At 55.0% G+C, this 19,423-nt stretch carries 19 protein-coding genes and 1 tRNA gene; 10 read left to right on the top strand and 10 right to left on the bottom strand.

The window, feature by feature from the left end:
* The first annotated feature begins 202 nt into the window (after positions 1 to 202).
* A complete protein-coding gene (locus Q4606_RS13270) occupies positions 203 to 442 on the top strand; it encodes a hypothetical protein (protein ID WP_303595327.1) in 240 nt (79 codons plus the stop codon).
* Here Q4606_RS13270 and Q4606_RS13265 read toward each other — a convergent pair.
* The gene (locus Q4606_RS13265) at positions 417 to 923 is read right to left on the bottom strand and encodes a hypothetical protein (RefSeq protein WP_303595328.1); all 507 of its coding nucleotides are present in this window, start codon (positions 921 to 923) and stop codon (positions 417 to 419) included. The genes Q4606_RS13270 and Q4606_RS13265 overlap by 26 nt on opposite strands.
* A 118-nt stretch (positions 924 to 1,041) precedes the next feature.
* On the opposite strand from Q4606_RS13265, the gene queC reads away from it, so the two are divergent.
* Positions 1,042 to 1,707: a 7-cyano-7-deazaguanine synthase QueC gene (queC, locus tag Q4606_RS13260; RefSeq protein WP_303595329.1), complete on the top strand. Its 666-nt coding sequence runs from the start codon at positions 1,042 to 1,044 to the stop codon at positions 1,705 to 1,707.
* Complete coding sequence (gene queE / locus Q4606_RS13255; protein WP_303607821.1) at positions 1,707 to 2,363, top strand: 7-carboxy-7-deazaguanine synthase; 657 nt, start codon at positions 1,707 to 1,709, stop codon at positions 2,361 to 2,363. The genes queC and queE overlap by 1 nt, the downstream gene beginning before the upstream one ends.
* Here the strand turns inward: queE and Q4606_RS13250 are convergent, their stop codons facing one another.
* The 3 genes from Q4606_RS13250 to Q4606_RS13240 all read right to left on the bottom strand — a co-directional run bounded on the left by Q4606_RS13250 (position 2,364) and on the right by Q4606_RS13240 (position 6,236).
* Entirely contained in the window at positions 2,364 to 3,389 is a 1,026-nt protein-coding gene (locus tag Q4606_RS13250; protein ID WP_303607820.1) for an AraC family transcriptional regulator, read from the bottom strand. It lies immediately after the preceding gene.
* A 176-nt stretch (positions 3,390 to 3,565) separates the two neighbouring features.
* Positions 3,566 to 5,323: an ExeM/NucH family extracellular endonuclease gene (locus tag Q4606_RS13245; protein ID WP_303607819.1), complete on the bottom strand. Its 1,758-nt coding sequence runs from the start codon at positions 5,321 to 5,323 to the stop codon at positions 3,566 to 3,568.
* 10 nt (positions 5,324 to 5,333) lie between these two features.
* The gene (locus Q4606_RS13240; protein ID WP_303595333.1) at positions 5,334 to 6,236 is read right to left on the bottom strand and encodes a YafY family protein; all 903 of its coding nucleotides are present in this window, start codon (positions 6,234 to 6,236) and stop codon (positions 5,334 to 5,336) included.
* Positions 6,237 to 6,507: 271 nt separating this feature from the next.
* On the opposite strand from Q4606_RS13240, the gene Q4606_RS13235 reads away from it, so the two are divergent.
* The 5 genes from Q4606_RS13235 (at position 6,508) to Q4606_RS13215 (ending at position 11,487) form a co-directional block, all read left to right on the top strand.
* Positions 6,508 to 7,794 (top strand): MFS transporter, encoded by a 1,287-nt coding sequence (locus tag Q4606_RS13235; protein WP_303607818.1) that lies wholly within the window; start codon positions 6,508 to 6,510, stop codon positions 7,792 to 7,794.
* A 163-nt stretch (positions 7,795 to 7,957) separates the two neighbouring features.
* Complete coding sequence (locus Q4606_RS13230; RefSeq protein WP_303595335.1) at positions 7,958 to 8,383, top strand: MarR family transcriptional regulator; 426 nt, start codon at positions 7,958 to 7,960, stop codon at positions 8,381 to 8,383.
* A 3-nt stretch (positions 8,384 to 8,386) separates the two neighbouring features.
* The gene (locus tag Q4606_RS13225; protein ID WP_303607817.1) at positions 8,387 to 9,778 is read left to right on the top strand and encodes a DHA2 family efflux MFS transporter permease subunit; all 1,392 of its coding nucleotides are present in this window, start codon (positions 8,387 to 8,389) and stop codon (positions 9,776 to 9,778) included.
* Between the two features lie 36 nt (positions 9,779 to 9,814).
* Positions 9,815 to 10,384, top strand: coding sequence for a TMEM165/GDT1 family protein (locus Q4606_RS13220; protein WP_303595337.1), 570 nt, complete (start codon positions 9,815 to 9,817; stop codon positions 10,382 to 10,384).
* Positions 10,385 to 10,437: 53 nt separating this feature from the next.
* On the top strand, positions 10,438 to 11,487 hold the full coding sequence (locus Q4606_RS13215; protein ID WP_303595338.1) for a L,D-transpeptidase family protein: 1,050 nt from the start codon (positions 10,438 to 10,440) through the stop codon (positions 11,485 to 11,487).
* Positions 11,488 to 11,574: 87 nt separating this feature from the next.
* Here Q4606_RS13215 and Q4606_RS13210 read toward each other — a convergent pair whose 3' ends face one another.
* The 3 genes from Q4606_RS13210 to Q4606_RS13200 all read right to left on the bottom strand — a co-directional run bounded on the left by Q4606_RS13210 (position 11,575) and on the right by Q4606_RS13200 (position 14,451).
* The gene (locus Q4606_RS13210; protein ID WP_303595339.1) at positions 11,575 to 11,856 is read right to left on the bottom strand and encodes an Lpp/OprI family alanine-zipper lipoprotein; all 282 of its coding nucleotides are present in this window, start codon (positions 11,854 to 11,856) and stop codon (positions 11,575 to 11,577) included.
* Between the two features lie 202 nt (positions 11,857 to 12,058).
* The gene (locus Q4606_RS13205; protein ID WP_303607816.1) at positions 12,059 to 12,619 is read right to left on the bottom strand and encodes a murein L,D-transpeptidase family protein; all 561 of its coding nucleotides are present in this window, start codon (positions 12,617 to 12,619) and stop codon (positions 12,059 to 12,061) included.
* Between the two features lie 107 nt (positions 12,620 to 12,726).
* On the bottom strand, positions 12,727 to 14,451 hold the full coding sequence (locus Q4606_RS13200) for a potassium/proton antiporter (RefSeq protein WP_303607815.1): 1,725 nt from the start codon (positions 14,449 to 14,451) through the stop codon (positions 12,727 to 12,729).
* A gap of 73 nt (positions 14,452 to 14,524) precedes the next feature.
* Between Q4606_RS13200 and Q4606_RS13195 the strand changes: the two genes are divergently transcribed.
* Positions 14,525 to 14,598, top strand: a tRNA-Gly gene (locus Q4606_RS13195).
* 187 nt (positions 14,599 to 14,785) lie between these two features.
* On the opposite strand, the gene Q4606_RS13190 is transcribed toward Q4606_RS13195, so the two are convergent.
* On the bottom strand, positions 14,786 to 16,096 hold the full coding sequence (locus Q4606_RS13190) for an FAD-binding oxidoreductase (protein ID WP_303607814.1): 1,311 nt from the start codon (positions 16,094 to 16,096) through the stop codon (positions 14,786 to 14,788).
* The gene (locus Q4606_RS13185) at positions 16,096 to 17,448 is read right to left on the bottom strand and encodes a glutamine synthetase family protein (RefSeq protein WP_303595345.1); all 1,353 of its coding nucleotides are present in this window, start codon (positions 17,446 to 17,448) and stop codon (positions 16,096 to 16,098) included. The genes Q4606_RS13190 and Q4606_RS13185 overlap by 1 nt, the downstream gene beginning before the upstream one ends.
* Before the next feature lie 123 nt (positions 17,449 to 17,571).
* Here Q4606_RS13185 and Q4606_RS13180 point away from each other — a divergent pair, with 123 nt between their 5' ends.
* Positions 17,572 to 18,267, top strand: a complete 696-nt coding sequence (locus Q4606_RS13180) for a GntR family transcriptional regulator (protein ID WP_303595346.1) — start codon at positions 17,572 to 17,574, stop codon at positions 18,265 to 18,267.
* Between the two features lie 6 nt (positions 18,268 to 18,273).
* On the opposite strand, the gene Q4606_RS13175 is transcribed toward Q4606_RS13180, so the two are convergent.
* Complete coding sequence (locus tag Q4606_RS13175; RefSeq protein WP_303595347.1) at positions 18,274 to 19,347, bottom strand: substrate-binding domain-containing protein; 1,074 nt, start codon at positions 19,345 to 19,347, stop codon at positions 18,274 to 18,276.
* Positions 19,348 to 19,423: the final 76 nt, after the last annotated feature.

Genomic DNA, 19,423 nt, shown 5'->3' with positions numbered 1-19,423 from the left:
CGTTGTGCTATCCAGGTTGCCTGTCAGGCAGGTAATTAATGGATCTCTCCTTTATACGCAGCCTTCAGGGCTGCGTTTTTTTTGGGTAGTGGAAAGTCCGTAGCCACTAACTCTTACAGATATCCGGGGTTGTTTGAGGGATACTTTGTACACTAATCAATCACTCAAACTGATATATACCCAGAGGTTGAAACCTAAGAAAATGTCCGACGAATTCGGATTTGCCCGCAATAAGTTCCGCATCCATTTTGCTGTAGAAATCGTTTTGATCGCTGCGCTGGCCATATACATGCTGTTGGCGAACGGCCAGATCGTTGGCGATGATCTTGCTTTTACCGTTCTTGGTGCCGGGTTGATGGCGCTTGTCACTTACTGGACGCTAAACACCCTAAGGGATGGCCTGGAGATCGTGGCTCTCAGAACACGCGCTCTGAAGCACTGACATACTCCCAGGTTCTTCGCAGAATCAGAGCATCGTTTGCTGCCCGATGAACGGGCAGGCCCAGGGCAGAAATGACCTTTTGGCGCGCAGATGGCCACTCCTTGATCTGCTGGGAATCAAGTAGTACAGCGACGGATTCCAGCTGAAATCCGGGCTCCACGCCGGCAGCCCGGAACAGCCGGTAGAGCCAGAAGCTGTCAAACGTCCATGCGTCACAGAACACATTCCCGGACAGTAATCGGTTGAGGTTATGAGCGACTTGCACTACACCACTGCCCTCCGCCGATAATCGAGACCTCGGAATGCCGTGAATCTGTTCTGCACTTTCAGACCAGTCCTTCCATAATATATGGGGCGCAATCAGCCAGCTATGCAGTGAGCTATCGGGCATGCAAACGCCGACCTCGATCGGGTAGCTTGCGATCAGGTCAAGACTTGATGCTTCGAAGTCAATAAATGCGGGGCGCAGTTCAGTAGTCATTGGAAGTCTGATTGTCAGGTTGCTTTAGGGTCAGTTTACCTGCCCTCGCGCTGCTACAATACCACTACTCTGTTACCTGGTCTTTACAGACCCAATTATCCCTTAACCAGGAGCCCGAATGACTGACGCCGTGGTTGTAATCTATTCCGGAGGAATGGACTCTTTTACTTTGCTTCATCGAGCGCGCGCCCGTGGGTTGCGAGTCCATGCGTTGTCCTTCAATTATGGTCAGCGTCATGTCCGTGAACTCGATGTTGCCCGCTCTGTTTGTGCCGATCTCGGTATCCCTCACAAGGTTATCGATATTCGTGCCATGAGCGAGGTCATGTCCGGTTCCGCATTAACATCCGACGAAGACATACCCGAAGGTCACTACGAAGAAGAGAACATGAAAGCCACGGTCGTGCCGAACCGCAACATGATCCTGCTTTCTCTGGCCACCGGCTACGCCGTAACCGTGGATGCCGGTGCAGTGTGGTATGGCGCCCACGGCGGCGATCACGCGATATATCCCGACTGCCGGCCAGAATTCGTAGAAAAGATGGATGCAGTGTGCCGTGTTGCAAACTATGAGCCTGTGGGCATCGAAGCGCCGTTCATGCATATGAGTAAAGGTGACATTCTTGCAGAGGGTGTGAAGCTTGGCCTGGACTACGCCAACACCTGGACCTGTTACAACGGGCGTGAAAAGGCTTGCGGGCTTTGTGGCTCTTGCGTGGAGCGCCTGGAAGCCTTCGCCGAAAACGACATTCCGGATCCGCTGGCCTATGAGACGGGGCGCTGATGTACAAGGTCAAAGAAGCTTTCTATACCTTGCAGGGTGAGGGCGCTCAAGCTGGCCGGGCTGCAGTATTCTGTCGCTTCAGCAAATGCAATCTGTGGACGGGCCGGGAGAAAGACCGGGCAACGGCGGTCTGTAACTTTTGTGACACGGACTTTGTGGGCACGGACGGCCAGAATGGAGGAGCTTTCGAGACCGCGGAAGCTCTGGCGAGTCATATTAATAACCTCTGGCCGAATGCTCCGGGAGTGCCCTACGTGGTTTGTACCGGTGGGGAGCCCTTGTTGCAGCTGGACGAAAGCCTGATTGATGCTTTTCATCAACGGGGGTTCGAAGTGGGAGTGGAGACCAACGGCACTCTGCCCGCGCCCGCCGGCATCGACTGGCTGTGCGTGAGTCCGAAGGCGGATGCACCTGTGGTGATTGAAGCCTGCGACGAGCTGAAGCTGGTATATCCTCAGCCCAAGGCCATGCCGGACAGGTTTACGCACATAAATGCCAGGCATTTTTTTCTCTCGCCCATGGCTTCCCCGTCAGCTCCTGACAAGGGCACAGACCCGGTCAAGCAGAGCAATACCCGCAGGGCCACCGACTACTGCCTGGCGCACCCACGCTGGCGCCTTACCTTGCAGATGCACAAAATCATCGGCATTGACTGATTATGCGGCTGCGACTCTGTAGTAACTCGGGCTGCTGCCTGTCCAGCGCTTGAACGCCCGGGTAAAATTTGCTGCATCTGCGTAGCCTAAAACGTCAGCAATCCGGTTCAGATTCATCCCGGTGCCGGTCAGCAGCTCCCTGGCCCGGTCCAGCCGCACCTGATCTACAAGGCTCTGAAAACTGGCGTTTTCTTCCTGGAGCCGGCGCTTCAAAGTGCGTTCTGAAACAAAAAGAGTGGCGGCTACCCGCGCCAGCTTTGGCGGGAAGGGGTAACTGGTTTCAATCACCCGTCGCACCCGGCACTCGAAGCCTGCATCTGCGGTCAGTTGTTCAAGCGCGTTCTCACACTGGACTCGTGACGATTCTGCAAGCTGGTCATCACTGAATCGGATAGGCGCTGAGAGGGCTGCGACGGGGATCACCAACGCGTCAACCTGAGCGTCATAATTAACCGGCATAACGATCGACTGTCGGAAGCGATAAAAATAGGCGGGCTCAGGACCCTTTCTGAGAATTCTCGACCCTTTTGCGGTCGTGCCGGTGAGCTGCTGACCCATGAAGGCGCATCCGAACAGCATTGCGTCCATAACCAGCTTCTGCAAAGGGCCCGGCTCGCCATCACTCCGGATGGTGTAGTGTATGTCCGTGCCGCACTCGCGGCGGCTCACGCTCAGGTGCGGAGCCCTTAAAGTCAGATACCGGGTCATCAGATCCAGCGCGTCCTGCAGTGTCCGGCTGCTCATCACAGCAACGCCCAAGACGCCGTGCAATGGAAGCTTGAGCTTGCTTGCGAGCATGATGCCCAGGCCGGGTTCGCGGCTTTCTATAATGGCTCGGGTAACAAATTCACTGGCCTGGGCCTGGCTTACCCGGAGATCCGCAGATTTCAGCTGAACCGGATCCAGGCCGACCCGCAGCAGCAGGTCGCGCTCGTCGAGTCCGATGGTATTCAGCAGTTCGGCCAGTATATGCAGGTAGATGGCCGGCATACCCAGGTCCTGGGCAATTGAGGCAGCGATACGCATAGGAGTCCTTGTTCCAAGCTGTTCTTGTTATATGACGTGGTGACTATTGGAGTTGATTATGACCTTTGCGGCGCTACGCCCCCATGACTCTAGTGACGCGTCAATAGGCACGAGAGGCCAATTGGTCAGAGCAGGGCAAAACTTCGAGCAGGGAATTCAAGAGTCTGGAGGCTGGCTCAGAGCTGGATATCGGTAATAACCGGATTGTGATCAGAGGAGCGCCAAGGCGACGCGGCAGTGCCTGGCGGGTTGTGTTTATACCCCAATTGCGGTGGCTCGTCGGCATTGATAGCCCAGGTTCTGGCGCCGAGAACCCGGGGTTTGAGTGAGGCTGAGGCCAGGGAATAGTCCAGCGAACCTTTTTCACCCTTGTAGCGGTAGGTGTAATGGGCACACTGCTGTGCCTTGCATGGGTGGAAATGGTGCACCATGCTGGTGAACCCTGCCTGCTGCAAAGCTTTTAGCGGATCTTCCTGAAAATAGCTGTTGAGGTCGCCTGTGATCAGAGTACCTGCCAGGTCGGGAACCTGCGGCAGCCGGTCAAGCCATTCTGTAAGCGCATAAGCTGCTTCTGTGCGACGTCCGGCATAGCACCCCTGTCCATCGTTCCTGTCCCGGTTGGCACCGGTTGCACCCTTGCAGGACTTTGATTTCAAATGTGGCACTACCACTTGAATAGCAAGGCGCTGGCCTTCGGGCCGGAAAGTCTGTACCAGCGGCGGGCGCCCTTTGTTGCTGAACGGGCCGCTGTTCAGGCGCTCCGGATCTGTTTCGGTCACGATGCGGTCACTGCGGTAAAGAAGAGCGGTGCGTATCTGGTCGTGGCCATCTTTACCCGGAGTCATAACAAAAGCCCATTCCGGGCCGAGAGCCTTAGCCAGCTGAGCTATCGCACTGGTCTTACTATAGCCGTCGTTTTCCAGCTCAGTGATCGCCAGAATATCCGGGTCTGGTCGCCGCAGGGCATCTATCAGCCGCCTGTGTTGCGCCTCGTAAGCCAGAGCTGTTGGTGCACCACGCTGTGTTGGGAAGCCCCCGCCTTCACCGTCGCCATTAAAATAATTCTCCAGGTTCATGGCCATGATTCGGACATGAGGCTCGGCCGGGCGGGCTGGTGCTGGGGGCCTCGAATTCGAGGATTCGAAAATTGGTGGTTCTTTCGGTTGTATTCGCCAGGCTCCGAAGCGGTAATCAAGGATGCCCGAGATATTCCGGACTTTATCGCCGCTGCGGGCAGTTTGCTCGCCACCCGGGCCGCCGGGTGGCCAGGGTATCGGGTTCGGGTGGCGAACGCTGCGTGCGTCGTCCAGCAGCACCCTCTGCTGTTTGTTCCGGCTGGCAATCTGTGTGGCTTGTGGTCCAGGCTCAAGGTATTCCGTGGGAATGATTTGATCGCCAGCCGCCAGCGTGAGTTCGCCGTAACGTGCCAGGTTCCAGGAATCGATAATTGTTAACGGCTGGGCCACGTGGACCCGCATGTTTTCGAGTGACTCCAGGGCGTCCGGCCAAAGTAACGTCAGAGTCTGTGCTTTCGGGAGAGGTTCCGAACCACAGGATGTGATGGTTCCGATGTCGGTCAGCTCCGTCAGGCCATGGAACTCTTTTACCGTGCCAGTAACGCGTAAGCGCTCACCGGGTGCCCCCGTGTTATTGCGGGTATGTACAAACAAGGCTTCAGAGGTTTCCGGGTTAGCGTCGGTTTCGTCGTCAGCCTGTTGCAGATAAAAACCGCCAAACCCGCCCTCAGCGCGGGCATCAAAAGTAAGTATGCCTTCTACCGTAACCCGGTCACCAACCAACGGAGAAGCGTCACCCCGCCCCTGAATCTTAGAAACAGGTGTCGCAGGTTTTCCGCAGGCATTCGCGGCCAGGCCCTCTGAAGCAGTCAGCAGCAGTGCAAGAAAAAGTGCAACAGACCGTGAACCTGCGATCACACTGGCCAGCTTATCTGAGGCCTGCGGAGGCTTTCAGAGCGCGTTCGCGCTTGCTGCCAAACCCGAGCTGATCAGGATTAGTCAGTTCAAGTTGCTGTATCAGCGGGTCGGGATGATGATTGTCGAGCGTAATTCCGAGGCGTGACAATACATAGGGGGCAAGAGCCGCGCGAGTGTTGATATCCAGATGGCCATTCTCCATGCCGTAATCCATGGCAATGATTTTTTGCTGGGCTTCCGTCAGGCGGTGATCGGGTGAGATCGACATTGTGACGCTACGGTTCCAGTCGTCATCTTGCACACTGGTATGCTTGGCCTTTTGTCGCAATGCTGAGGGTGCAGCGTGGAAGCGGCTGAGAGCGAAATCCCGGAACTCACGATTGGAATCACACCAGGCACGCAGGTGCCAGTTGTTGCCCGTACATACCAGCGTGTGCGGCTCGAGGATACCCTCTACGGCTTCGGGGCGGCTCAGGGATGCATAGCTCGCCCTGAGCTGGCGGCCATGGCGAGTGGCAGCTACGACTGCGCGCATGGTTGCGGGGGCTATAACCCGGTTAGGGCTGTAAACAACGGTGCTGTCCGGCAGACCTATATCCAGGTCCTCGAAGGTACTACTGAGGCTCTGCTGCCGCGCGAGCAGGTCCTGATATTCGCTGACATGTCCCCGGGTAACAACGGGACGGTAACGCTCTGCAGGCACGTAGCCTTTGAGGTGGCGATCATAAACAAGATTGCCCGGAGCCAGTTCGCGCAGGTAAGTGTTTATATCCTTGGATGCCTGCTGCCGGCCGATACCAAAGCTGTGACAAATGTGGTTGGTGGTCAGGCGACCTTCCCACAGGGCAATGGTTTCAATAAGTCGGTAGCGAAGCAGCAAATCCCATCGAATGGGCCAGTCCGTTTTTTTCATAACCAGGCGCTCACGGGTTTATTGAATAGCTAACCGTAATATTACCTTCTATGATGCAGCGGGTCTGTTACGGCACATTAATGTGAAACATTGTGAAACCGCGTCACAAGCGCGTTTGGCGGTTTCGTGCCTGTTCCCGGGCTTCGGGAAGTGCGTAGTAGTCACACCTCTAATGTACTGCTTTAATACGTTGATATCGATATCCCGGATCTTGCTGCAGCTCTGCCTTTCAGCCCCATGAATCCGGCCCGCAAAGCCCGGAGTTGTTGCAATGACCCGAATGGTCACCTCCCTGTCTGCTCTCCTTCTGAGTATTGTCCTGCTGGTCAGCGGAAATGCGTTTCTTATGACCCTGTTAGGCATTCGTCTGAGTATTGAATCGGTTTCACCGGACACCATCGGGTGGGTCCTGGTGTGCTATTCCATAGGCTTTGTTCTGGGCACTCTATACGTACACCACATTATTGGCCGGGTTGGTCACATACGCGCTTTTGCGGTATTTGCGGCGGTGGCAGCTGTGACAGCGCTCATGTACCCCATGGCTATTTCCGCCGAGTTCTGGGCGTTTCTCAGGGTGCTTTCGGGGTTCAGTATTGCCGGAGTACTGGTTGTCATCGAAAGCTGGTTCTCCAGCCGTGCCAGCAACACCAACCGTGGAGCGCTTTTTGCTGTCTACCAGATCGTTTTTTATCTTTCCGCGGCTGGCGGCCAGCTTATCGTTAATGTGGGCGATCCAGCTAACTTCATGCCCTATTCCCTCGCTGCGATTTTGCTGGCGCTGGCGTTGATCCCCCTATCTCTGACCCGGATGGAGGCACCGACCATTGAGCAGGTCCAGCGCATCTCGTTTTTCACGCTCGCCCGGGAGTCGTTTACCGGCGTCTCCGGCGCCGTGATCTGTGGCATCCTGATTGGTGGCTTCTATGCGCTGGGGCCAGTCTACGCGACCCTGATGGGGTTGGATGTCGCGAAGACCTCAACGTTTATGGCCAGTGCCATTATTGCAGCCATGCTGCTCGCCTGGCCGCTCGGCCGGTTGTGCGACCGCTTTGATCGCCGTCGTGTGATGTTCTGGGTGGTATCTGCTGCCGCTCTCGCGGCCGTTGCTGTCAGTTTCTCGGGTGCTGGAAACCTTCCGCTGCTCATGCTCCTGGTGGGCGTATTTACTGGCCTCTCGGCAATGATCTACCCGATATCTGTTGCTATAACCAACGACCGCATGGAAAGCACGCGTATCGTAGCGGCCAGTGCCACCCTGTTACTTAGCTACGGCGTGGGCAGCGTTATTGGCCCCATCGCGATGGCTGAGCTGATTAATCTCATGGGGCCCAAAGGACTGTTCCTGGGAAATGCCGCGTTCCTGCTGGTGCTTGCTGTAATTACGTCTCTTCGTATTACCTACACTGAAGATGTAGCCGTAGTGGATCAGGAGCACTATGTGCCAGCTATGCCCGAAACATCCCCTGTTCTGGCCGAGCTGGATCCGCGGAACACGGAATTTCATGAATCTCCCGAAGCTGAGGAAATGAACGAAGAGTCCTTACGGCACACGGGCTGAAGCAAGGGTGCCATCCTGGCTTTCGGTTTTTCCCGATTCTGTTTTGTTTTCATATCTGTTTTTATGTTAATGGTTAGCTTACTATTGGTAGCTTTCCCATAATGTAAGCATTTTGTCGGAGTGCCAGAAATGTGCGACTCCGGCCTCGGAATGGAGTACTGCCATGAAAGATCAGTTCCCTTTTGCTGTTGCCCGGGTGACTCGGCGCTGGCGCAAATTGCTGGATGAACGCCTGAAAGATCTGGGTGTCACTCAGGCCCGCTGGACTACGATGGTTTACCTTCAGGAGGGCGGCGAAGGTCTTACCCAGCGTGAGCTGGCGAGCCTGATGGCTATAGAGAACCCCACGCTTGTACGGCTGCTCGACAGCCTGGAAGAACAGAAACTGATAGAGCGCCGCGCCTGTCCGAATGATCGTCGGGCCCGCCGCCTGCATCTCACTGACCCGGGCCGCGAGTTTATGGAAGTTCTGACCGCACGGGCCAATGTGCTGCGAGACGAAATGCTTGACGGTATCAGCCTGGACGATATTGAGAGCGCGTTGAAAGTGTTCCACAAAATTCTGGATAACGCTGAAAAGCAGAAGTGATCCTTGAGAGATAATTCTGTTGCCAGCCTGACCGCCCGATACGGACCTCAGTGGCGGTGGTTTGCGCTCGTTACGGTTATGCTGGGAACCATCGCGACGGTTCTGAGTGCCACAGTGGTGAACGTTGCGCTGCACGATATCATGGTGGAGTTCGGTATTGGGCAGGGGCAGGTGCACTGGCTGGCAACAGGTTTTATTGCTGCCATGACCACGACCATGCTTGCTTCCTCCTGGTTGCTTGACCATTTCGGAGTGCGTAAGACTCTGGCGTTTGCCATGGCGGTCTTTACGCTGATTTCATTGGCGGGAGGCTTTGCGAGCTCGCCGGAACACCTGATTGCGGCCCGTGTTGGGCAGGGTGCCATGGCTGGCGTGATGCAGCCGATGGGCATGTATCTGGTGTTCCGGATTTTCCCCCGGGAACAGCGTGGCCGGATCATGGGCATCTACGGCATGGGCATAGTGCTGGCGCCGGCACTGGGGCCAGTGCTTGGTGGTTTTCTGGTGGATCAGCTGGACTGGCGTTATGTGATGTTTGCGCCAGCGCCTGTCACCTTTCTCGGCGTATTCATGGCGTTGCGGTTCCTGCCAACGCCTGCTTCCCGCCCATCGCCTTACCGGTTTGACCTGAAGGGGCTGGTTTTATTGGGAGCCACCATAGGCCTGAGCCTCGACACTTTGAATCGAGTGCAGAGTCTGGCGGGTCAAGAAGCCCGTATTGTAATTGAAGGCCTGGCGGCCCTGATGTTTTTGCTCATGTTCGTGCGGCGTCAGCAGACAATAGAGTTTCCTCTGCTCAATCTTGCCCTGATACGTAAACCCTCTTTCCTATTCGCCAACATGGGGGCTATGGCCCTCGGGCTGGCATTATTTGGCTCCACCTATCTGATCCCCCTGTATGTTCAGACTGCCCTGGAATTTAGCGCCACAGAGGCGGGCCTGTTGATGCTGCCTGCAGGCATTGTTCTGGGTATGACGTTTCCGCTGGCAGGCCGCCTGGCAGACAGGGAAAGTGCCCGAAAGCTGGTTATTTTCGGCATCGTGGTTTTCGCGATGTCAGCGGTGCTGTTTGCCCTATCTGGCCTGACGCTGGCCTTTGGCTGGTTGGTGGTCTGGGCCATGCTTGGGCGTGTAGGTATTGGTTTCATGTTACCAGCGCTGACTACTGGTGCGCTCAATCCTCTCGAGCCGGAAGAACTGGGCGCAGGCTCCAGTATTATCAACTTTACCCGGCAGCTCGGTGGTGCATTTGGTGTGAATATTGTCGCGCTGACTATCGAATTTGGTGAGCACAGTGATGGTGTGCCTACTATTGGCGCTTTCCATTCGGCCTGGTGGCTTGTTGCCGCATTTGTCGCTGTTGCAGCCATTCCGGTTTGGCGAATGCGCGTGTAAAGTGCAGTTTTTACGACTATCCCACCGGACTGATCCATGGATGCTTTTGTCACCTCCACCATAGCCGTCGCCATTGCTGAAATTGGCGACAAGACCCAGTTACTCTCGCTCTTTCTCGTTGCCCGTTACTCCCGGCGAATGGCCATTATCATGGGTATTCTGGTTGCGACGATTCTCAATCATGCGTTGTCTGCCTGGTTGGGCGCCTGGGTCGCTGCGTGGATTCCCGAAGCCTGGTTACCCTGGATTCTGGCAGTGAGTTTTGTGTTGATTGCGCTGTGGCTTCTGATTCCCGACAAGGACGATAACGATGACTCGCGGTTTCTGGGTATGGGCGCCTTTATGGCGACAACCGTCATGTTTTTCCTGGCAGAGATCGGTGACAAGACCCAGGTAGCGACCGTTGTACTGGCTGCCCGATTTACTGAAACGATCTGGGTTATCATCGGTACAACTGTGGGGATGTTGCTGGCCAATATACCGGTTATTATGGCGGGTCAGTGGCTAATGGATCGCATGCCACTGGCGACAGCGCGAATTTGTGCGAGCGTGCTGTTCGCGGTCATGGCCGCAGTGACCCTTGCATCGGTGCTCTGGAACTCTTGAGAGTGGCTGCTGTCATTGCACGTTGATAAGCAGGTTTTTCTGGAATGGGATTTATGGGATTTAAAACGTATTCACTACTGATGCTGTTGGCCGGCGCCCTGACTTTCCAGCCCGCTTGGGCCGCTGGGCAGCGCAGCACTCCTGAAAAACCGGATTCTGCAAAGGCGTCGGATCGCAGCCCCCGGGTGCCAACATTTAACGTTAACGGTGATCTGGCCGGTCAGCTGGGTGTGTTCACCACCCGCTACGAAGACACGTTTGCCGAAGTTGGCAGCCAGCTGGCGCTGGGTTATCTGGAGCTGGTCAAAGCAAACCCCGGCGTGGACCCATGGCTTCCGGGAGAAGGCACCACGATTACATTACCGCGCCAATACGTTCTCCCGGAGGCCCGCAGAGAAGGTATTGTTATCAACCTCGCGGAGTATCGGCTTTACTATTTCACCGAGGATGGCGTGCAGGTCTATCCGGTTGGTGTCGGGTCCGCCGAGAACCCGTCTCCCCTGACCGACGCAAAAGTTACCATGCCGTTGGAATCACCTGCGTGGTATCCCCCCGCCAGCATTCGTGCAGAATATGAAGCCTCGGGAGACTTTCTGCCCCGAATGATACCGCCCGGCCCCGAAAACCCACTGGGCACCCATGCTCTTTTATTGAGTGAGAAGGGTTACCTGATCCACGGCACCAACAAGCTTTTTGGCGTAGGCATGCCTGTCAGTCACGGTTGTTTCCGAATGTACAACGAAGACATATCCCGTTTCGTGTATCAGGTAAATAAGGGCACTTCGGTTCAAATCGTAAATGATCCGGTAAAAATGGGGTTGTCCGGTGGTGAAGTCTGGCTTGAAGTTCATCGCCCCCATGAAGAATACAGCAAGCAGGATCGCGACCGCCTTTGGCGTGAAGTTACCCTTGAAGTAGAAGCCTTCCGCAAGAAGCATCCGGGTGTGGAGGTTCAGCGCAGAGCTATAGAGCTTGCCGTAGACCAGGCTGACGGAATTCCCGCCATGGTCGGTGAGCAGGTTGCCCGCCTGGCGGCTGATAAAACGTCAGAAGACAGCCAGCCTGTTGCATCGGAAAAGCCTGAGCAGAAGCTGTATTTCTGATGTTGCGGGAAAGGAATACGAAGCGACGTTGAAGCATAAAAAAAGGCCGGGATTCCCGGCCTTTTTCGCAGTGCTTAAGCTGAAGTCTTACTTCATGCTTGCACGGTCGAGCATACGCTTGGCGCGCTCGTTAGCTTCGTCAGCAGCTTTTTGAGCTGCTTTTGCCGCGGCCAGAGCCTGATCAGCAGTTTGCTGAGCGGAGCGAGCAGAGCTGGCAGCGCTGTTAGCGGTGTTCATTGCCTTGTCTGCAGTCATCTCTGCAGAGCTGGCGGTTGCATTGGCTTCGTCAAGAGCGCCCTGGTCAGTAGTTGCACAACCTGCAGTCAGAGCAGTAGCCAGTGCGATTCCGGCGATCGTCAGTTTACGCATTGTAAATCCCCTTTTTGGTCGAGTTATTTCCTGTTGATCCGAAAGTCAGTTCAGACGACTTCGTGTCAGTTTCGGCCCGATAGGCGTTGACTACCGGAGTCGAGAAACAGTGTAAAACACTCTGAGACGAAATGTTAACTAAGTATACGTAAATTTTCTGAGGTTATGACAACAACTTAATTCTTGTGCCATGGAGAATTCATCAGGGGAGGATGCGAATGGGGGTTCCGTCGTTGACCAATTGCCAGATTTCGTCCATTTCCTGGTTATTTACTGCAATGCAGCCGTTGGTCCAGTCCAGGCCTGTGTAAGCAAATGCCATGTCTTCCGCGCCATTGGGTAGGCCGTGAATCATAATGCTGCCACCTGGGTTCAGCCCCCAGTTTTCAGCCATTTCACGATCTTTTACGCTGGGGTATGAAATGTGAATGGATTTATAGAAATCGCTGCCGGAATTCCGCCAGTCCAGCGTGTAATCGCCTTCCGGGGTGCGTTCGTCACCTTCAAAGAGCTTGTGCCCTTCCGGATTATCACCCAATGATATGCGGTAACTCCGGATTATTTCTTCTCCGTTCATCAAAAAAAGACGGCGTTGACCTTTTTTCACCAAAACTCTGTTAACGATCAGAGACTCGCCTGGCGAATCGTTCAGCGTCGGCATACGGGAGTCTGCTCTGGCCAGAAGTTCAGACCCGAAGGCCGGAAGACTTGCCACAACAAATAGAGCCAGTAACGATGAAACCAATAAACGGAGAATAGCCATAACCCTAACTTACCAATGATTAATCTTTGTTCAGGGCTTTTATAACATAACCGAAAGGCCAGCTGTTAAGGGGTTTTGTTAACTTTTATAGCTATCCGATGCTGCTGTCAGGCATTTTGTGACTTGTCCATTTTCAAGCCAACCTTGGTGACCTGGTCGGTTTCAGTAGCTCTGGCTACAAGAGTCACTGGCCCCAGAACCACAGTGTCGCCAATAACCGGGTGGCCTTTGGTACGTCGTGCGAAGCACTCTGCCAGCGACAACTCTGGCGGGAATTCATCGAACTCTATGCCATAAACCTGTTCCACATCCCCAAGCAGCGCATCCCCGTTCAGCACAAAATCCCCGAAAAAGGCTCGCTCAGCGAGATACTTTGGTGTGTGGCGACCGCTCAGCGATTTGGCCAGCTCTTTCAGAACGCTGGGAGTGGCAAACATGGCGACCATGTCTCCACTGGATACTTCCAGATCTGCCTTGGGTTGCAGGCAGACCCGGTTACGGAACACGCCGGCAACAGCAGTGTTTTCCGGAAAGCGGAGCTGGCCCAACACTCTTGGTGTTTCCCAGTTTTCGCCCCGCAACGGAAACAGCATTAACTCGTGGTCGCCTGCTGCAGGTGCGTCCAGTGGTAGGCGGCGGTACGGCTCTCCGTCCGCCGGGATTTCCAGGCGTAGGGCGCGTGCGAGCGGTGTGAGCGTGGTGCCTTGAACCAGTAGAGACACCAGAACGATAAAGAACGCAGCATGAAAGACCAGCTGAGCCTCGGGCAGGTCGGCAATAATCGGGAACAGCGCCAGAACAATGGGCACAGCCCCCCGGAGCCCGACCCAGCTGATAAAGCCAAGTTCGCGGCGATTGAACCCGAATGGCCAGACAGTGAGCATAACGGTTAACGGCCGGATCACAAAAATCAGCGCCAGCGCCAGTATAAAACCGCTTCCAGCCAGAGGGAGCAGGTCCGATGGGTTAACGAGCAGACCAAGTATCAGGAACAGACAGAGCTGTGCGAGCCACGCCAGGCCATCGTGTACCTGGAGGATCATTGGCATCATACGTACCTTGCGATTGCCGATCACAACACCGCACAGGTAGATGGCCAGGAATCCGCTACCGCCTAGTGCGTTGGTGGCTGAGAACACCAGAATGCCGGCGGCCACCACAAGTAGAGGGTACAGCGATGGCGTCAGGCGAATGCGATTGGCCAACTCGGCAATCAGGAAACCGCCAATGATGCCGCCAACGCCGCCGATGCTGAACTGCTTGAACAACAGTAGCAGTGAATCCTGTATGGCGTGGTCACCACTACTGGCAATCACCGTCACCATCATCAGCGTGAGAAAAATCGCCATGGGGTCGTTACTGCCGGACTCGATTTCCAGCGTGGCACTGACGCGTTCATTGAGGTGCAGGCCGCGCCCCTGCAACAGCGAAAACACGGCGGCCGCGTCGGTTGATGAAATAATGGCGCCAATGAGCAGGGCTGTCATCCAGTTAAGGTCGAAGACCAACCACGCGACGAATGCGGCTCCCATGGCGGTGAAGGCGACACCAACGGTTGCCAGTACCAGGGCGGGCTTGAGGCCTACACGAAAGGTTTCTGCCCGGGTTCGCATGCCACCATCAAGCAGGATAACGCCAAGGGCCAGGTTGGCGACCAGAAACGAAAGCTGGAAATCATCGAACTCAATGCCGCCCGGACCGTCTTTGCCCATCATCATGCCCACCGCCAGAAAAATAAGCAGCACCGGCATCCCGACCCGGCTGGAAAGCGGGCTCAGAACGATGCTGATAACAAGCATCAGAGCACCTACAAGGGTGAGCATTGGGTCCATCAGAGCTCCAAAAGAGAGTGCTTGCCGGGAACCGGCAGAAGCGCTTATATTGCGCGGGTATTCACGCCTTCCGGCGGGTGTAGTTCAATGGTAGAACGGCAGCTTCCCAAGCTGCATACGTGGGTTCGATTCCCATCACCCGCTCCATACTGAATGTTCTACATCTTCCAGTATCAACGTAAACCACATTTAGATCAAATGGTTGGCAGGCTAAATGGTTAATGTGTCAAACCGTGACTTTTCTCTTTAGTGTTTCAATTTCAGTGGTATGCGTTCGCAGCACTGGCTCACGTTTTCTGGCAGTGCTGTCTCTTTTTTAATAATTATTCTTCTATTACATTCCCATTTTGTCGCGCAGGGAGTACCACCAGGAGCCCATAACCGAATAGGGAACGCGGAACATGCGTCCGCCGGGGAACGGATACCAGGGCACCCTGGCAAACACGTCGAACCGTGTCATGTCGCCGTGAACGGCCTCTGCCAGAATGCGGCCGAAGGTGTGTGATCCGGTCACACCATGGCCACTGTAGCCATGCGCGAAATAGGTATTGCCGCCGATTCTCCCCATCTGCGGTACCCGGCTGAACGAAAGAGCGAAATTACCACTCCAGGCGTAGTCGATTTTGATCCCTTTGAGTTGGGGAAATACCTTGTCCATATTGCGTTGCAACTTGGCTTTGATGTTGCTGGGATCGGCGCCACCATAAACGGTACCTCCGCCGAATAGCATGCGCTTGTCGCCGGACAGGCGATAGTAATCTAGGATGTAACGGATATCTTCGACGCAAGCATCCGAGGGGATCAATTCTCGGGCCCGCGCCTCGCCCAGGGGTTCTGTTGCCATCACCTGCGTTGATACTGGCATTACCCTCGGGGTGAGTGTCGGCACCACATGACCCAGATAAGCGTTGCCGCACAGAATCAGTGTCTTGCAGGTCATCGAGCCTCTGGCAGTTCTTACAACAGGTTGCGTCACCTTGTGATCAACGTCAGTGACTGCAGACATCTCATAAATTATGCCACCGTTGCGCTCAAAAGCCGCCGCTTCACCCAGGGCAAGGTTCAATGGATGCATATGGCCGCCGGAATGGTCGATCATCCCGCCTGTGTAAAGGTCAGAATTGACGTATTTTCGCAGTTGATCCCTGTCGAGCATCTCCTGGTTTTTCAATCCATAGCTGGCCCAAAGCTTCATTCGCTCTTCCAGCTCTTTCATGTGGGCGCTGGTCAGGCCCGTAAAAATATTCTTGTCTTTCAGGTCGCATTGAATGTTGTAAGTGCTGATTCGCTCGCGGATTATCTCACCACCTTCCTGCACAAGGCCGGCGACGAATGTGGCCGTGTCCTGGCCATAGCGTTTTTTGATGGTCTGCAGGCTGGCGTTCAGCCCGTTGACGATCTGGCCACCGTTGCGCCCCGAGGCACCCCATCCGACCCGCGCGCCCTCAATGATAGCTACCTTGTAGCCTTTCTCCACGAGGTGCAGGCCTGTGGAGAGCCCACTATAGCCAGCACCGACGATACAGATGTCGATGTGGTGATCACCGACCAGTTCCGGTCGCTCTGGCGAAGGATTTGCTGAGGCTGCGTAGTAACTTTTGGTGTGGTTGCCGTCGCCAGAATATGGGTGACTTCGGGAGCCCATCACACGATCTCCAGGTAACTGTGATATTCAAAATTGGTCACATGGCGGGCAAACGTGCGCAACTCCTGCATCTTGCATTCAACCAGCATTGTTTGCAGGCGGTTGGAAAAGATGCCCGGCACCTCTGCTCCTTTTTTAAAGGCGTCGATGGCTGTCGCCCAATCCAGCGGCAGGTTGTCCAGCTTCATCGCATAGGCGTTCCCGGTGATGGGTGCAGCTGGCTGCAGATTGTTTTCGATACCGAACAGCGCGCCGCCAAGAATGCTGGTCAGTACAAGGTAAGGGTTGGCATCGGCGCCAGCAACGCGATGCTCTATGCGTCGTGCGCTAGCAGCACCGCCGGGAATGCGGATTGCCGCCGTCCGGTTTTCGTAGCCCCAGGCAACATTGGTCGGCGCATGAGCGCCTGGGAGGAGGCGGCGATAAGAATTTTCATGCGGCGCAAATGTGAGAGTGTTCTGCTGCATTGTGGCCAGCATTCCGGCCACCGCGTTCAGCATTAGCGGTGAGCCTTCATCGCTACCGTTATCGAATACGTTTGCGCCGTTTTCATCAATCAATGAGAAGTGCACGTGAAAACCGCTACCAGATAGAGCGCCATAGGGCTTTGCCATGAAGGTGGCTGCAAACCCGTGCTTGCGGGCAATGCCACGTACAAGTCGTTTGAACAGCACAGCATCGTCGGCCGCACGCAAGGGGTCGGCGACATGGCGCATGTTGATCTCGAACTGGCCGGCTCCGTTTTCCGAGATAGCTGCATCTGCGGGAATGCCCTGCAATTCGCAGGCATCGTAAACATCATTCAGAAATTCATCGAAATGCTGCAACTCGTCCAGTGACAGTGCTCCGTCAGATTCAAGCCGCTTGCCGGTAACCGGGGAGCATGGCGCTTGTGGATAATCCTCCGTTGGATCAACCAGATAAAATTCCAGCTCGGTGGCCACGACAGGGGTCAGACCCCGCGCCTTGTATTGGTCTGCAACGCGTGCGAGGGCCCGGCGCGGATCGCCGGGAAACGGAGAGCCGTCCTCCTGTCGCAACCACAGCATAGCGAGGGCAGTCGGACGACTGGTCCAGGTGATTGGCATCAACGGGCGGCCGGTAAAGTCGCATAATCCATCGGAATCGCCAGTCTCGAAAACGAGTTCATTGTTTTCGACATCCTCGCCCCAGATATCCATGCCTACGATCGACAAGGGCATCCGTAGCCCGCCGTCTATAACCTTGGCCAGTTGATCGGCAGGCACACGCTTGCCGCGCATGGTGCCGTTCAGGTCACACACACAGGCAAAAATGGAATCAATCTCGGGATGCTGTGCCAGCCAGGTTTCGGCCTTATTATCATCAGACATGGGTCACCTTGCGATACCTTTCGAAAAAATGTGATATCATTTTTCGGATTTTTATATCATTAGATTAAATGTGTCAATCTATTTTGATAATCTATACCTTTCATTCAATTCCGGGGCGGCCTGATGATCAGTAACGGCGAACTCAACATTCCTGATATCCCGGCGGTATCCGGCACGACCACGCAGGAATACGTTTACGAGCGCTTGCGTAACGCGATTATGCTGGGCGCAATTGAGCCCGGCACTTCGCTGACGATGCGAGGGTTGGCCGACTGCCTGGGGCTCAGCCCAACTCCTGTGCGTGAGGCCGTGCGGCGACTCAGCTCGGAACATGCGATACAGGTCAAGGACAACCGCCGCATGACCGTGCCTTTGATGACCTCTGACCGCTTTGAAGAGCTGATTGCACTGCGCATTGCAATTGAGGTCCATACAGCCAAGCGCGCACTGCCCTTCATATCGGATGTCGTCATAGAAAAGCTGACGGAAATAGATGACAGGATGGACGGGTTCGTTTCCGAAAGAGACCTGGATCAACTGACTTTATTGAACCAGGATTTCCATCGCACCCTGTACACGGTTAATCCGGCCCAGGCTTCGATGCCGATCATTGAAAGCATCTGGCTGCAGCTTGGTCCTTTTCAGCGGCAGATCCTTACGACGGTTGCAGAAAACTATGAGGTTGATCGCCATAAAGAGATTCTGGCGGCCTTATCGACCCGTGATGTTATTGCTCTGGAGGAGGCCATTACCAACGATATAAGTGATGGAGCCTGGAAGTCCGGCCGAAACTTGCTTGACGAGACCGCCCCGGCTTGAAGGTTTCTAAGCTCTGCCAGGAAGTGCATCAAACGTGGTGATCTCGCCCGGGCTGTCGGGGTCATAGCCCGGCACGCTGTTGATGCGATCGATCAGTGCCGGAGTTTTCATTAGCGCTTTCAACTCTTCAAGTGCAGCACGTGGCAGTCGATCCTGACGATAGATCAGCATGTAGTGCTCCTCTGCCATTTCAATAAAGTTCAGGCCGAACTGCTCGGCAGCAGCCTGCACCCCAAAACCAACTTCCGCCATTCCCGAAGCTACGAAGGCTGCAATCGCCGTGTGGGTGAACTCTTGCTGGGATGTGCGGTTGATGCTATCCCCGGCTACCTCTTGTTGCTTCAACAAAAGATCAAAGAGAATCCGGGTGCCGGAGTGACGGTCGCGGCTGATAAAGCTGAGTCCGGAAGTGCTCAAATCCTGCAAAGTGCGGATGTTCTCATGTTCGCCTTTGCGCATCATCAAACCTTCACGCCGGGTGACAAAGCGGATAAGGCGGTGCTCATGGCCATACAGGTGCTTTTTATAGTGTCTGATAATCTGTCGGGCAAGTGATGGGCAGGTGGGCAAGTGAAAGCTGGCAATATCACATTCTCCGCGATTCAGGGCAGAAAGCGCTTCTTCCGGGTTCCGGTACTGCAGGTTGATGTTTGCCTGCTCCGAGAACTCCGGCAGCAGTGCAACCGCGTACCCGTGGCTTGCATGCAGGCGCAGGGTGGGTTTGGAGCCTGCCAATAATTGCTGAATCTGATCATTGAGCTCCGCCGCCATACTGTCAATTTGTGGGCCAAGCCGCGCGCTTACCCGGTGCTCGGCCCAAAGCAGTTTCTCACCCAAGGCAGAAAGCTGGCTGCCGTGGCCTTTGCGCATAATAACCAATGGCATCCCCAGAATATCGGCAGCACGGTTGAGCAGATTCCAGGCGTGCCTGTAGGAAATACCGACTGCGGCGGCAGCAACGGTTAGCTTACTGGTATCGCGAATGCTCGCCAGCAGGCGGAAAAGAACTGGCTCGAAAAGTTCGTCCGTATCGGTACGGAATACCCAGGCCGGAGATATGTTCAGTTTCTTGTTATGCATGTCTGTTCATATTCCGTACCTGAGCCTTGAGTGCTAATTTGGCGTAGTTGAGAGTTTTGATACTGTATCAAAATAA

The sequence above is a fragment of the Marinobacter sp. 1_MG-2023 genome (assembly GCF_030549045.1).
Lineage (GTDB): Bacteria > Pseudomonadota > Gammaproteobacteria > Pseudomonadales > Oleiphilaceae > Marinobacter.
This window is presented reverse-complemented; position numbering and strand designations above follow the sequence as displayed.

Bases quoted from the DNA above. Each gene is read 5' to 3' on its own strand.
- Q4606_RS13185 (WP_303595345.1), bottom strand. From the start codon at position 17,448: ATGTCTGATGATAATAAGGCCGAAACCTGGCTGGCACAGCATCCCGAG.
- Q4606_RS13235 (WP_303607818.1), top strand. From the start codon at position 6,508: ATGACCCGAATGGTCACCTCCCTGTCTGCTCTCCTTCTGAGTATTGTC.
- Q4606_RS13180 (WP_303595346.1), top strand. From the start codon at position 17,572: ATGATCAGTAACGGCGAACTCAACATTCCTGATATCCCGGCGGTATCC.
- Q4606_RS13205 (WP_303607816.1), bottom strand. From the start codon at position 12,619: ATGGCTATTCTCCGTTTATTGGTTTCATCGTTACTGGCTCTATTTGTT.
- Q4606_RS13200 (WP_303607815.1), bottom strand. From the start codon at position 14,451: ATGGACCCAATGCTCACCCTTGTAGGTGCTCTGATGCTTGTTATCAGC.
- Q4606_RS13175 (WP_303595347.1), bottom strand. From the start codon at position 19,347: ATGCATAACAAGAAACTGAACATATCTCCGGCCTGGGTATTCCGTACC.
- Q4606_RS13210 (WP_303595339.1), bottom strand. From the start codon at position 11,856: ATGCGTAAACTGACGATCGCCGGAATCGCACTGGCTACTGCTCTGACT.
- Q4606_RS13230 (WP_303595335.1), top strand. From the start codon at position 7,958: ATGAAAGATCAGTTCCCTTTTGCTGTTGCCCGGGTGACTCGGCGCTGG.
- queE (WP_303607821.1), top strand. From the start codon at position 1,707: ATGTACAAGGTCAAAGAAGCTTTCTATACCTTGCAGGGTGAGGGCGCT.
- queC (WP_303595329.1), top strand. From the start codon at position 1,042: ATGACTGACGCCGTGGTTGTAATCTATTCCGGAGGAATGGACTCTTTT.
- Q4606_RS13250 (WP_303607820.1), bottom strand. From the start codon at position 3,389: ATGCGTATCGCTGCCTCAATTGCCCAGGACCTGGGTATGCCGGCCATC.
- Q4606_RS13190 (WP_303607814.1), bottom strand. From the start codon at position 16,096: ATGGGCTCCCGAAGTCACCCATATTCTGGCGACGGCAACCACACCAAA.
- Q4606_RS13215 (WP_303595338.1), top strand. From the start codon at position 10,438: ATGGGATTTAAAACGTATTCACTACTGATGCTGTTGGCCGGCGCCCTG.
- Q4606_RS13265 (WP_303595328.1), bottom strand. From the start codon at position 923: ATGACTACTGAACTGCGCCCCGCATTTATTGACTTCGAAGCATCAAGT.
- Q4606_RS13220 (WP_303595337.1), top strand. From the start codon at position 9,815: ATGGATGCTTTTGTCACCTCCACCATAGCCGTCGCCATTGCTGAAATT.
- Q4606_RS13240 (WP_303595333.1), bottom strand. From the start codon at position 6,236: ATGAAAAAAACGGACTGGCCCATTCGATGGGATTTGCTGCTTCGCTAC.
- Q4606_RS13270 (WP_303595327.1), top strand. From the start codon at position 203: ATGTCCGACGAATTCGGATTTGCCCGCAATAAGTTCCGCATCCATTTT.